Source organism: Actinomadura gamaensis, from assembly GCF_042652125.1.
Classification (GTDB): domain Bacteria; phylum Actinomycetota; class Actinomycetes; order Streptosporangiales; family Streptosporangiaceae; genus Spirillospora; species Spirillospora gamaensis.
Map to the genome: position 1 here is coordinate 29,832 of NZ_JBHSIT010000010.1, position 12,817 is coordinate 42,648.

Sequence of the window (12,817 nt, forward strand, 5' to 3'; positions counted from 1 at the left end):
CTCATCAACTCCTTGGGGGTCCGGGGGTCCGGAGGTCCGGGGTTCCGGACGTCCGGGGGGTCCGGGCGGGGTCCCGGGATGCGTCACCGGGGCCATACCCGCACTGTTCGGGCTAAACAGGACGCCGGTTCCGGCCGGTTCCGGCGCCGGGGGCGCGTCAGCGACGCCAGCCGCGACGCGAGCGCTTGCGCGTCTTCTTGCGGGCCACGGCGACGGTCGCCGCGCCCGCGGTCACCGCGCCGGCCGCGCCCAGCGCGCGCCGCACGTTCGGCAGCGCGGCGAGCCGGGCGACCAGCGCGGGGACCATGGTGAGACGGTGCGCCGCCGCGCCGACGCCCTCCTGGACGCCGCGTCCGACGGTCTCGGTGGTGCGGCGGGCGGAGCCGACGGCGGTCCCGGCGGCCGACGCCGCGCCGTCCTTGACCGCGCCCGCGGCCTTCCCGGCGCCGCGCACGCCCTTGGCGTCCTTCGCGTTCTTCAGATCCTTGACCTTGCCGGCGGTCGCGGTGTCCTTGGCGTCACCGGCGGACGCGGCGGCCCGCCCGGTCGACGCGGACACCTTGTCGCCGGCGTCGCCCTTCGCCGTCCTCGCGGCGGAGGTGCGCTTCTTCGCCGCGGACGAGGCCCCCTTCGCGGCGGACGTCCCCTTGCCGGACGCGCCGGCCCGCGAGGCCGTGTCCTTACCGGAAGCCGAAGGCATTTCTCAGCACCCTCTCTGACGTTTCAGCGGTGTTCACATTTCTTCGGTGGTGATGCCGCTGTACCCGGTCAGGTCAAGCTAAACTTCGGGACCCGGATAATTGTGTTCAAGAGGGCATTCCGGGCGTCCGGAAAGTGACGCGAACGGAAACGGCCGGACGCGCTCCGTGCACGTCCGGCCGTTCCGAACAGGTGGTGTCGCTCGCCGCTACCGTCCGCTGAGCGCCTTTTGCAGTTCCGCCTTCGTCATCGACGAGCGGCCCTTGATGTTCCGGCGCTTCGCCTCGTGGTACAGCTGATCCTTCGTCCTGCCCTTCGTCCGCGACGTGCCGGAGCGGAGCCCGCCGCGCCGTCCGGACGACATGTCCTGGGTCGAGGACTTGCTCGCGGTCTCCGATTCTCCGTGCCGCGCGCGCTCCTTGTTCACCGTCCGCGCCGCGATCTCCTTGGCCCGGCCGGTGGAGGCGCCGCGGTCCTTCTCGGAATCCTTGATGTGTTCGTACTGCCGTTCGCGCTTGCTACCCCATGCCTTCGGCATGCCAAGCTCCTCTCGCGGATCGGGACGTCACGGGGTCCGGACGTCGGTGGTTCGGATGCCGGTGGTTCGGATGCGGGTGGTTCTCATCTCGGTGTCCGGGTGTCAGAGGTCGCGGAGGCGAGGCAGCACCTCGCGCTCGTAGAAGTCGAAGAAGCCCTTCTGGTCGGGCCCCACCTGGGCGACGTGGATCTCGTCGTATCCGGCGTCCACGTACTGCTTGATCGCCTGGACGTGGACGTCCGGGTCGGGCCCGCACGGGTACGGCATGTCGTCCGGGCCGATGAGCTGCGCCAGCTCCTCGAAGTGCGCGGGCAGCGGCAGCAGCTGCGCCGCCTGCCCGGGCAGGCCCTCGTTGCCCCACTTGCGGGCGAGCAGCTCCTTGGCGGCCTTCTCGTCCGGGCCCCAGCACACCTTCAGGCCCGCCTGGGTCGGCTTCCCCGCCCCGCCGCCGTCGCGGAACCGCTTGACGTGCTCCTCGTTCGGCTGGATCGACATGAACCCGTCGCCGATCCGGGCGGCCAGGTCGATGGCCTTCGGGCCGAACCCGGAGACGTAGATGGGCGGCGGCGTGTCGGGAAGCGAGTAGAGCCGGGCGGTGTCGACCGTGTAGTGCTTCCCGCGCCGGGAGACCATCCGTCCGGTGAACAGGTCACGGATCACCTCGACGGCCTCTTCGAGCATCTCCAGCCGCTCGTCCGCGGACGGCCAGCGGTCGCCGAGGACGTGCTCGTTCAGTGCCTCGCCGGTGCCGACGCCGAACCGGAACCGTCCGCCGGTGAGGATCTGGGCCGTGGCGGCGGCCTGCGCGAGGATCGCCGGATGGATCCGGACGGTCGGGCAGGTGACCGCGGTCGTGATCGGCAGGCCGCAGGACTGCGCGACCGCGCCGATGACGGCCCAGACGAAGCCGCTCTCCCCCTGGACGTTCATCCACGGGTGGTAGTGGTCGGAGATCCACAGGCACTCGAACCCGGCCCGTTCGGCCAGCGTCGCCTGCTCGACCAGGGCGTTCGGCGGATGCTCCTCTGATGACAGAAAGTAACCGAAACGCGTCATACTCGCCCCCTTCCCACTGTGCGGCGGCTGAAAAGCGAATCGCCGGACGGCCGATCACGTGAGGACGACGAGCGCGACGGCGAGCGTCCCGGCCGCCGCGAGCGCGGCGTAGTCGTTCACCGAACCGTTGTGCAGGGCCGCGAGCCGGCGCCACGGCGGGGCGGAAACCACGCGCCCGCTGAGCCTGGCGAGCACGAGCCCGGCGACCAGGCAGCCCACGGTGACCAGCAGCGACGACGACGCGAGGTACTCCAGGCGGACGGGCGGCGCGGGGATCGGCGCGACCCGGCCGCCCGCCGCGGCGGCGTAAAGATCTCCGCGAACGAGGGCTCCCGCAGCCGGTCTCATGGCGTGCTCGACGATCGGCTGCGACAGGACGCCGAGGGCGAGGCAGCAGGCCGCGAGTGCGAGGAAGCTCACGACCATCCCGGGCCGCGGGCGCTCGTCGGCGTCCGTCGGCTCCTTGCGCGCGAAGAAGGCGAGCCAGGCGGCGCGGGCGAGCGCGGCGACCGTGACGACCTGCGCGAGCGCGAGCAGGACGGCCGGGCCGGTCTGGTGCGTCGTCTCCAGGCCGTGGTGGATGAGCGCCAGCGAGGCGTAGCCGTTCAGCGGCGGCACGCCCGCGATGGACGCGACGCCGACGAGGAACGCGATCGCGACCACGGGCATGCGCCGGGCGAGGCCGCCCATCTCGGACAGGTTCGTCAGGCCCGTCCGGTGCACGATCGCGCCGGCGCACAGGAACAGCAGCGACTTGAACAGCGCGTGGTTGAGCAGGTGGTACACGCCCCCGGCGGCCCCGGACGCCGTGCCGGTGGCGAGCCCGACGGTGATCACGCCCATCTGCGAGACCGTGTCGTAGGCGAGCAGCCGCTTCAGGTCGTCCTGGCCGAGCGCGAGGACGGCCCCGGCCAGCGCCGACAGCAGCCCGAGGACCATCAGCAGCCCCATGATCGGCACGTGCGACGGCGCGAACACCTGGTAGGCGAGCCGCGCCAGCACGACGATCCCGAGGTTCACCATCAGCCCGGAGAACAGCGCCGAGACCGGGCCGGGCGCGGCGGTGTGCGCGTCCGGCAGCCAGGTGTGGAAGGGCACCAGGCCCGCCTTGGTCGCGTACCCGCCGATGAGCAGGGCCAGCGCGACCAGGTCGGCGACGCCGGTCGCGCCGCCGAGCGAGTCGTGCAGGAGGCCGAGGTTCAGCGCGCCGTGCCGGGCGTAGAGCAGGCCGGTCCCGACGAACACGCCGAAGCTCGCGACCGTGGTCAGCACGAGGATCTTGAACGCGGCCTCCAGCGCGATCGGCCGCTCCAGGAAGAAGCCGGTCAGCCCGTAGGAGGACAGGGCCGCGACCTCGAACCAGACGAACAGGTTGAACAGGTCGGCGGTGAGCGCCGTCCCGATCAGCGCGGCGAGCAGCAGCAGGCACAGCGCGGCGTACCCGCCGAGCTCGCGGTCGCCGAGGCCGCCGAGCTCGGACAGCGTGTACATCAGCAGCAGCGCGCCGACGAGCGCGGTGACCAGGGCGAACAGGGTGCCGAGCGGGTCGGCGGTGAAGACGATCGCGATGACCCGGGCCTGCCCACCGAGGCGGTGCTCGATGAGGCGCCCGGACAGGACGTCCGGCAGCGCGCGCAGCAGGATCGCGGCCGCGCCCGCCAGCGCGGCGAGGCCGGTGAACAGCGGCAGCCGCCGGTCCAGGCGGGCCAGCAGCGGCGCGAGCGCGGCGGCGGCCAGCGGCAGGACGACCGTGACCGGCAGCAGCGCGCCCGTGCTCATCCGCCGCCCTTCGCCGGAGCGAGGCCGGAGCTCGGCGCGCTCATCCGCGCATCGCCCGGACGCGGTCGGCGTCGAGGGTCCGGTAGTGCTGGGCGACGCGGACGACGACCGACAGGAACACCGCGGTCACCGCGACGCCGATGACGATGGCGGTCAGGCAGAAGTTCTGGAGCACCGGGTCGGCGACGTTCCCGTGCGCGAGCTGCCCGGGTTTCCGTCCGTGCGGCGGGTCGGCCAGCACCGGCGCGGTGGACCCGGCCCGGTAGGCGAGCGAGATCATCAGCAGGTAGGTGGACGACTCCATCAGGGACAGGCCCATCACCATCCGGACGATGTTCCGGCGGGTCAGCACGGTGTGCAGGCCCAGGCAGAACAGCGCGGCCGCGGCCAGGTAGTTCACCACGATCATGACAGCTCCTCCTGATCCGGGGACCAGTCGTGCCGGGCCCCGAGCAGCGCGTGCACCGCCAGCAGGATCCCGGTGCCGACCTCGGCGAACTCGGCGACCGAGAACGGCTGGACGATCCCTCCCGAAGCGGGCGTCTGCGCCGCCGCGTGCGGCACCCAGTCGGCCCCGACGGCGCCCTTGACCACCAGCCCGAGCACGGCGATCAGGACGATGGCGAGCGCCCCGGCCAGCTCGGCCGCCTCCAGCCGCGCGGTGCCGAACATCCGGCGGCCGTACGCGGCGTAGATCATGAGGATCACTCCGGCGACGACGGCGCCGGCGGGGAACCCGCCGCCCGGCGCGTAGCCCCACGCGACCAGGTAGCACCCGGCCGCGAACAGGACGGGCCCGACCACGCGCACCGCGTTGCGGACGACCACGGTCATCGGGGTCCGGGCGTCCTGCTCGGCGCGCTCGGCGCGGCGGGCGGCGCGCTCGCGCGCGTCCGGGGCCCGGTCCGGGTCGTCCTCGGCCTGCTCGCGGCGGCCGGCGGTCTCCTCGCCCATGGCCTCCACCCGCGACTCGCGCGGACGGGTCAGGACGATCACGCTGATCACCGCCGAGAGCAGCAGGAACGTCTCGCCGAAGGTGTCGAAGCCGCGCGTCCCGTAGACGATCTCGTTGACCGGCTCGGTCAGCTTCCACTCCGGCAGCGAGACGTCCAGGGCGTGCCGGGCCATGGCCGGCAGCGGCGCGTGCTCGCGCGGGGCGGCGAGGAACCCCGCCGCGAGCAGCGCCGCGAACCCGCCGGTCAGGAAGGCTCCGGCGAACGGTCGTCGGTGCATCGTGCGGCCTCCTCGGTCCGGTCGGTCCCCGCGCCCGACGGGTCGTCCTCGGGGACGTCCGTGCGGGTCTTGCCGATGGCGATCAGGTAGAGCACGGGCAGCGCGATCGCGCCGACGACGAGCTGGGCGTGCGCGACGTCGGGCGCGCCCAGCACGATGAACAGCAGGCCGAGCAGCACGCCGACCGACGACAGCGCCATCACCGCGCCGTTGAGGGACCGGATCCGGACGGTCAGCACCCCGCCGGCGAGGACCAGCGCCAGCACGAGGTAGTCGATCGCCCAGAACACGCGCCGCTCACCCCCTCCGTCCGTCCGGACCGCCGTTCCCGGCCCGGTCCTCGCGGCCTTCGAGCGACTCGTCCCGGACGGCGCCGCGCCACATCGGCACGCCGGTGCGGTAGGCGGCGCGGGCGAGGGCGTGCGCGGCGGCCGGGTTCAGCACCGCCAGCAGGACGGCGACGATCAGCGCGCGGCCGCCGTAGAGGCTGAACGGCCCCTCCGCGATCAGCAGCGCGAGCAGCGCGGGCAGGACGCCCATCGTGACCGTCTTGGACGAGCACTGGATGCGCGTGTACACGTCCGGCATCCGCAGGATCCCGACCGCCCCCGACAGCGAGAACCCGAGGCCGACCACGGCCGCCACGGCGAACAGGGCCTCCCTCACAGCAGCCCCCGTTCCAGGTAGCGGGCCCACACGATCGTCCCGAGGTAGTCGAAGGACGCGGGCCACAGCGCGGCGTCCAGGTAGCTGGTGCGGTCGGCGTAGGCGGCGAAGAACAGCAGCGCGAGCATCGCCTGCGTGGTGAGGGCGTTGAGCGCCACGATCCGGTCGGACGTCGTCGGCCCGAGCCCGAGCCGGACGGTCAGCAGCGCCGCGATGGCCATCTCGGCCAGCGCGACCACCAGGTAGAGGCTGCTCACGATCCGGCCTCGCCTTCCTGCCCCGGCTCGCGGTGCGTCCGTTCCAGGATGCGCTCGACGCGCTCGTTGATCGTCTCGGGCCGGTCCGGGACGGCGACGGCGTGGTACTGGAGCAGCCCGCGCCGGGCGTCCAGATCGACGAGCTGGTTGTCCACGATCACGGACGTGACGAGCGCGACCGCGGTCAGCCCCGCGTCGGTCCGCTCCCGCGTCGGCACCACGACCATGCCGCTGCGCAGCGGCCGGGACGGCGCCCAGATCCGGCGCGCGAGCCGCACGTTGGCGACCACGATCCACCACGCGGTGTGGCCGAGCAGCTCGGCGGCGGCGCGCGGGCGGCCCGGCCGCAGCAGCTCCCACGGTCCGCCCGCCCGGCCGAGCGGCGCGAGCAGCAGCCCGGCCGCCACCGCGACCGCGACCCCGACCAGCAGCTGCTCGGCGGTGAACTTCCAGGTCAGCAGGATCCACGCGAGGAACGTCCAGGCCGCTGGACCGGCCACCCGCGCGAGCAGCTCCCGCGGGCTGTCCGGCCACCGGATCGGCCCCCGCCGCGATCTCCCCGGCTGCATCCGCCCCTGCTGCGCGGCCATGGTCGCCTCACTTGTCGTCCGACCGGCCGAACAGCTCCTGGGCCTTGGTGCGCAGGCCCTTCTTCACGACGCCGAACGAGTCCGGGTCGCCCTTCATGATCGCCTCGGCGGCGTCCTTGAGCTGGTCGAAGTCCGCGTGCGGCGGGATCGGCGGGATGTCGGGGTCGCACCGGACGTCCAGCACCACCGGACGGTCGGCGGCGAGGGCGCGGTCCCAGGCGGGGCCGAGGTCCTCGGGCTTGTCGACGTTGATGCCGTCCAGGCCGATGGAGCGGGCGAACGCGGCGTAGGAGACCTCGGGCAGCACCTGGGACTCCTCGAACTTCGGCGAGCCGCCCATCGCGCGCAGCTCCCAGGTGACCTGGTTCAGGTCGTTGTTGTGCAGGACGGCGATGACGAGCCGAGGGTCGCTCCACAGCTCGTGGTAGCGGCGCATCGTGATCAGCTCGGCGAGGCCGTTCATCTGCATGGCGCCGTCGCCGACGAGCGCGATCGCCGGACGGTCCGGATGGGCGAACTTCGCGCCGATCGCGTACGGGACGCCCGCGCCCATCGTGGCGAGGGTCCCCGACAGCGAACCGCGCATCCCGCGCTTGAACCTCAGGTCGCGGGCGTACCAGTTCGCGGCCGAGCCGGAGTCGGCGGTGACGATCGCGTCGGCGGGCAGCCGCGAGGACAGCTCCCACGCGATCAGCATCGGGTTGATCGGGTCGGCGGCGACGTGCGCCTGCCGCTCCACGGTCTCCCACCAGCGCGACACGTGCCCCTCGACGGTCTCCCGCCAGGACCGGTCCTCCTTGCGCCGCAGCTTGGGGATGAGCGCGCGGAGCGTCTGCGCGGCGTCGCCGACGAGGTTCACCTCGGTCGGGTAGCGCATGCCGATCATCCGGCCGTCCACGTCGATCTGGACGGCGCGGGCGTCGCCGAACTCCGGCATGAACTGCGAGTACGGGAAGTTGGACCCGACGATCAGCAGCGTGTCGCAGTCGCGCATCAGCTCGTAGGACGGCCGGGTGCCGAGCAGGCCGATCGAGCCGGTCACGTACGGCAGGTCGTCCGGCAGGACGTCCTTGCCGAGCAGCGCCTTGGCGATCCCGGCGCCGGTCAGGTCGGCGACCTCCAGCACCTCCTCGGCGGCGTCGCGCGCGCCCTGGCCGACCAGGATCGCCAGCTTCGACCCGGAGTTCAGCACGTCGGCGGCCCGCTCCACGGCCTCGTCCGGGGCGCGGGTCAGCGGCCGGGTGAAACCGGGCGCGGACGACGGCACCTGCTTGAACGCGTGCTCGGGCGGCGCGTACTCCTCCTCCTGGAGGTCCGACGGGATGATCACCGCGGTCGGGGTGCGCTCGGCGATCGCGATCCGGATCGCCCGGTCGATCAGGTTCGGGAACTGGGACGGCACGGACGCGGTCTGCACGTACGACGCGACGTCCTTGTACAGCGCCTGGAGGTCGACCTCCTGCTGGTAGTCGCCGCCCATCGCGCTTCGGGCGGTCTGCCCGACGATCGCCACGACCGGGACGTGGTCCAGCTTCGCGTCGTAGAGGCCGTTCAGCAGGTGGATCGCGCCCGGTCCGCTGGTCGCCATGCACACGCCCGGACGGCCGCTGAACTTCGCGTACCCGACCGCCTCGAAAGCCGACATCTCCTCGTGCCTGCTCTGGACGAACCGGGGTTTGTTGCCAGCGCGACCGAGAGCGGCGACGAGCCCGTTGATGCCGTCCCCCGGATATCCGAAAATCTGCTGCACGTCCCACTCGCGCAGGCGTTGCAGCACGTAGTCGGCGACTTTCGCGGACATGGCGGCTCCCTTCTCGGTTCCTTCCCCGAGCGGTTCCCCCGGCTCGTGCTTGAAACCTGCCAGTCGGGTACCGCAGGTTCCATGGCACTCAGCACGGTTCAGGCCGGGGAAGGCCGCATGACACTGCAGGACGCGCTGAAGGCCGAGGTGGACGGCGAGGTGCGGTTCGACGCGGGGTCCCGCGCGGCCTACGCCCACGACTCGTCGAACTACCGGCGGCCGCCCGTGGGGGTGGTCGTCCCGCACTCGGTGGACGCCGCGGCCGCCGCGGTCGCGGTGTGCCACCGGTACCGGGTGCCGGTGCTGTCGCGCGGCGGCGGCACGAGCCTGGCCGGGCAGTGCTGCAACGAGGCCGTGGTCATCGACTGGTCGAAGTACTGCAACCGGCTGCTGTCGGTCGACCCGGACGCCCGGACGGCCGTCGTGGAGCCCGGCATCTGCCTGGACGACCTGAACTCCCAGCTCTCCGAGCACCGCCTGATGGTCGGCCCGAAGCCCTCCACGCACGACACCTGCACGATCGGCGGGATGATCGGCAACGACTCGTGCGGGGCGTCCGCGCAGGCCTACGGGAAGATGACCGATTCGGTCGTCCGGCTGGAGGTGCTCACCTACGACGGCCTGCGGATGTGGGTCGGCGAGACCTCCGACGCGGAGTACGAGCGGATCGTCGCCGAGGGCGGCCGGCGCGCGGAGATCTACCGCGACCTGCGCGCCCTCCGCGACCAGAACATGGCGCTGATCCGCACCCGCTACCCCGACATCCCGCGCCGCGTGTCCGGCTACAGCCTGGACCAGCTCCTGCCCGAGAACGGCTTCCACGTGGGCCGCGCGCTCGTCGGCTCGGAGTCGACGCTGGTGACGGTGCTGCACGCGGAGATCTCGCTGGTGCCCGTCCCGGACCACCAGTCGCTGGTCGTGCTCGGCTACGACGACATCGAGTCGGCGGGCGACGCGGTCCCGGAGATCGCCGCGTACCGTCCGCTCGCCCTGGAGGGCATGGACGACTACCTCCTCGACCTCGCCCGCATGTCGCACCTGGCGAGTGGGACGGTCCTGGAGGAGATGCCGGAGGGCTCCGGCTGGCTCATGGTCCGCTTCGGCGGCGACACCCGCGCCGAGGCCGACGACAAGGCGCGGGCGCTGATCGAGGGAACGCGGGATGCGTCCCCGCCGCCGCGCTGCGCGTTCGTCCACGACCCGGAGGAAGAGGAGCGGCTCTGGAAGGTCCGCGAGGCCGGTCTCGGCGCGACCGCCTACCCGCCGCACCACCGCGACACCCACGAGGGCTGGGAGGACGCGGCCGTCCCGCCCGACCGGCTCGGCTCCTACCTGCGCGACTTCCGGTCGCTCATCCGCGAGTACGACTACCGCCCGGTCACCCTCTACGGGCATTTCGGGCAGGGCTGCGTGCACACCCGCATCCCGTTCGACCTCTCCGACGACGAGGGCGTCCGCCGCTACCGCCAGTTCGCCATCCGCGCCGCCGAGCTGGTGTCGGACTACGGCGGGTCGCTGTCGGGCGAGCACGGCGACGGCCAGTCGCGCGGCGAGCTGCTGCCGATCATGTTCGGGGACGACGTGGTCCGGCTGTTCCGCCGGACGAAGCGGATCTTCGACCCGGACGAGCGGATGAACCCCGGCCGCGTCGTCGACCCGCTCCCCATCAACGAGTACCTCGACCTGCACAGCTACCACCCGCCCGAGCCGTCCACGCACTTCTCCTATCCCGAGGACGGCGGCCACTTCTCCCACGCCGCCGCGCGCTGCGTGGGCATCGGCAAGTGCCGGTCGTCGTCCGGTGGCGTGATGTGCCCCAGCTACCGCGCCACCCGCGAGGAGGAGCACTCCACCCGCGGCCGGGCCCGGCTGCTGGACGAGATGATGCGCGGCGACGTGATCGACGACGGCTGGCGCTCGGAGGAGGTGAAGGACGCCCTCGACCTCTGCCTCGCCTGCAAGGGCTGCCGGAGCGAGTGCCCGGTCAACGTGGACATGGCCACCTACAAGGCCGAGTTCCTCTCCCACCACTACGCCGGGCGCAAGCGGCCGATGTCCCACTACTCGATGGGCTGGCTGCCGGTCTGGGCGCGGGCCGCCGCGGTCGCGCCGCGCCTCGCCAACACCGCGCTGAACCTCCCCGGCCTCAACCGGGTCGTCAAGCGCGTCGGTGGCATCGACCAGGAGCGTCAGCTACCGCGCTTCGCGTCCGAACGGTTCACCGACTGGTTCCGGCGGCGCCCTCGCCGCACGGCCGGCACTCCGGTGGTCCTGTTCCCCGACACCTTCACGAACAACTTCCATCCGCACATCGCGCAGGCGGCCGTCCGGGTCCTGGAGGCGGCCGGGCACCGGGTCGTCGTGCCCCCGAGGCCCGTCTGCTGCGGTCTGACCTGGATCTCGACCGGCCAGCTCGACCAGGCGAAGAAGCGGCTGCGCCGCACGGCCGAGATGCTCGAACCGGCGCTGCGCGCGGGCGTGCCGGTCATCGGGCTGGAGCCGAGCTGCACCGCCGTGCTGCGCGCCGACGCGCCCGAACTGCTCCCCGACGACCCGCTCGTCCCGCTGCTGCGCGAGACGGCGCGCACCCTCGCCGAGGTCCTGGACGAGGAGCAGGCGACGCTCGGCGGGCCGTCGCCCGGCGCGTCCCACGGGCTGGTCGCCGGGCTCGACCGCGACCCGGTCCGCGCGCTCGCCCAGCCGCACTGCCACCAGCACGCCATCATGGGCTTCGACGCCGACGCCCGCGTGCTGCGCCGCGCCGGGGTGGACGTCGAGGTGCTCGACGCCGGCTGCTGCGGCCTCGCCGGGAACTTCGGCTTCGAGAGCGGCCACCACGAGGTGTCCGTCACGATCGCCGAGCAGGGGGTCTGGCCCGCCGTCCGGGACGCCGACGACTCGACCGCGATCCTCGCCGACGGGTTCTCCTGCCGGACGCAGATCGAGGCGGGCACCGACGCGCGGCCGAAGCACCTCGCCGAGATCCTGGCCGACCTCCTCCCGGAGGGCGACGAGGACTCCGAGGGCGGCGAGCGGGCGAAGGACGCGGATCGGTCGAAGGACGAGCAGCGGGCGAAGGACGGGCAGCGACGGAGCGGAGCGGAGCGTCGGGCATGACCGAGATCACCGCGTCCGCCTACACCATCCCGACCGACCTGCCGGAGGCGGACGGCACGATGGCGTGGACGTCCACGACGATGGTCCTCGTCGAGGCGCGCGGCGAGGGCGGCCACGGCCTCGGCTGGACCTACGGGCCCGCGTCGATCACCGCGCTCGTCGCCGACCTGCTCGCGCCCGCCGTCGCAGATGTGGGCGTCCACGACGTCCCGGGCGCGCACGAACGCATGTGCCGGGCCGTCCGCAACGCCGGACGGCCCGGCGCCTGCGCCATGGCGATCTCCGCCGTGGACTGCGCGCTGTGGGACCTCAAGGCCCGCGTCCTCGGCCTGCCGCTGCACCGGCTGTTCGGCGCCGTCCGCGCCGAGGTGCCGGTGTACGGGTCCGGCGGCTTCACCACCTACGACGACCGGCAGACCCGCGAGCAGCTCGAACACTGGACGGCCGGGCTCGGCATCCCGCGCGTCAAGATCAAGATCGGCGAGGCGTGGGGCCGCCGCGAGGACCGCGACCTCGCCCGGCTCCGGCTCGCCCGGCTCGCCGTCGGCCCGGACGCCGAGCTGTACGCCGACGCCAACGGCGCCTACACGGTCAAGCAGGCCGTCCAGGTCGCGCACGCCGCCGAGCACGTCGGGCTCCGCTGGTTCGAGGAGCCCGTCTCCTCCGACGACCCGGCCGGGCTCCGCGCCGTCCGCGACGCCGTGGAGTGCGAGGTCGCCGCCGGCGAGTACGGCTACGACCTGCCGTCCTACCCGGAGCTCATGCACGCGGTCGACTGCCCGCAGGCCGACGTCACCCGCTGCGGCGGCTTCACCGAGTTCCTGCGGATCGCCGGGCTCGCCCGCGCCTTCAACCGCGACCTGTCCGGCCACTGCGCCCCGCACCTGCACGCCGCCGTGATGGCCGCGATCCCGAACGCCCGGCACATCGAGTGGTTCCACGACCACGTCCGGATCGAGTCGCTGCTCTTCGACGGCGCCCTCGACCCGAAGGGCGGAGCCATCCGCCCCCGCGACGACGCGCCGGGCCTCGGGCTCACCTTCCGCCGATCGGACGCGGAGCGGTTCCGCGTCACCTGACC

General features: G+C 73.0%; 13 protein-coding genes. 2 read left to right on the forward strand and 11 right to left on the reverse strand.

Translation table 11 applies throughout. The annotated features are described in order from the left end of the window. Nucleotides 1-157: 157 nt before the first annotated feature. The 11 genes from ACFPCY_RS30415 to ACFPCY_RS30465 form a co-directional block, all read right to left on the reverse strand. Complete coding sequence (locus tag ACFPCY_RS30415) at nt 158-700, reverse strand: hypothetical protein (protein WP_378260793.1); 543 nt, start codon at nt 698-700, stop codon at nt 158-160. Nucleotides 701-907: 207 nt separating this feature from the next. Continuing rightward, entirely contained in the window at nt 908-1,237 is a 330-nt protein-coding gene (locus ACFPCY_RS30420; RefSeq protein WP_378260795.1) for a plasmid stabilization protein, read from the reverse strand. A gap of 102 nt (nt 1,238-1,339) precedes the next feature. Then, entirely contained in the window at nt 1,340-2,293 is a 954-nt protein-coding gene (locus ACFPCY_RS30425; RefSeq protein ID WP_378260797.1) for a TIGR03557 family F420-dependent LLM class oxidoreductase, read from the reverse strand. 54 nt (nt 2,294-2,347) lie between these two features. After that, nucleotides 2,348-4,072, reverse strand: coding sequence for a complex I subunit 5 family protein (locus ACFPCY_RS30430; protein WP_378260799.1), 1,725 nt, complete (start codon nt 4,070-4,072; stop codon nt 2,348-2,350). Between the two features lie 40 nt (nt 4,073-4,112). After that, a complete protein-coding gene (locus tag ACFPCY_RS30435; protein WP_378260801.1) occupies nt 4,113-4,481 on the reverse strand; it encodes a sodium:proton antiporter in 369 nt (122 codons plus the stop codon). Next, nucleotides 4,478-5,305 carry an MnhB domain-containing protein gene (locus ACFPCY_RS30440; protein WP_378260803.1) on the reverse strand — a complete coding sequence of 276 codons (828 nt, stop codon included), beginning with the start codon at nt 5,303-5,305 and terminating at the stop codon, nt 4,478-4,480. The genes ACFPCY_RS30435 and ACFPCY_RS30440 overlap by 4 nt, the downstream gene beginning before the upstream one ends. Then, nucleotides 5,272-5,595, reverse strand: a complete 324-nt coding sequence (locus ACFPCY_RS30445) for a Na(+)/H(+) antiporter subunit B (protein WP_378260805.1) — start codon at nt 5,593-5,595, stop codon at nt 5,272-5,274. Before ACFPCY_RS30445 ends, ACFPCY_RS30440 begins: the two co-directional genes overlap by 34 nt. Before the next feature lie 7 nt (nt 5,596-5,602). Beyond that, nucleotides 5,603-5,971: a monovalent cation/H(+) antiporter subunit G gene (gene mnhG, locus ACFPCY_RS30450; RefSeq protein WP_378260807.1), complete on the reverse strand. Its 369-nt coding sequence runs from the start codon at nt 5,969-5,971 to the stop codon at nt 5,603-5,605. Continuing rightward, nucleotides 5,968-6,228, reverse strand: coding sequence for an MrpF/PhaF family protein (locus tag ACFPCY_RS30455; RefSeq protein WP_378260810.1), 261 nt, complete (start codon nt 6,226-6,228; stop codon nt 5,968-5,970). The genes mnhG and ACFPCY_RS30455 overlap by 4 nt, the downstream gene beginning before the upstream one ends. Continuing rightward, nucleotides 6,225-6,818: a Na+/H+ antiporter subunit E gene (locus tag ACFPCY_RS30460; protein WP_378260812.1), complete on the reverse strand. Its 594-nt coding sequence runs from the start codon at nt 6,816-6,818 to the stop codon at nt 6,225-6,227. The genes ACFPCY_RS30455 and ACFPCY_RS30460 overlap by 4 nt, the downstream gene beginning before the upstream one ends. A 7-nt stretch (nt 6,819-6,825) precedes the next feature. Then, nucleotides 6,826-8,619 carry a thiamine pyrophosphate-requiring protein gene (locus ACFPCY_RS30465; RefSeq protein WP_378260814.1) on the reverse strand — a complete coding sequence of 598 codons (1,794 nt, stop codon included), beginning with the start codon at nt 8,617-8,619 and terminating at the stop codon, nt 6,826-6,828. 117 nt (nt 8,620-8,736) lie between these two features. Between ACFPCY_RS30465 and ACFPCY_RS30470 the strand changes: the two genes are divergently transcribed. Both ACFPCY_RS30470 and ACFPCY_RS30475 read left to right on the forward strand, forming a co-directional pair. Then, nucleotides 8,737-11,736 carry an FAD-binding and (Fe-S)-binding domain-containing protein gene (locus ACFPCY_RS30470; RefSeq protein ID WP_378260816.1) on the forward strand — a complete coding sequence of 1,000 codons (3,000 nt, stop codon included), beginning with the start codon at nt 8,737-8,739 and terminating at the stop codon, nt 11,734-11,736. Then, the gene (locus ACFPCY_RS30475) at nt 11,733-12,815 is read left to right on the forward strand and encodes an enolase C-terminal domain-like protein (RefSeq protein WP_378260818.1); all 1,083 of its coding nucleotides are present in this window, start codon (nt 11,733-11,735) and stop codon (nt 12,813-12,815) included. Before ACFPCY_RS30470 ends, ACFPCY_RS30475 begins: the two co-directional genes overlap by 4 nt. The last annotated feature ends 2 nt before the right edge of the window (nt 12,816-12,817 follow it).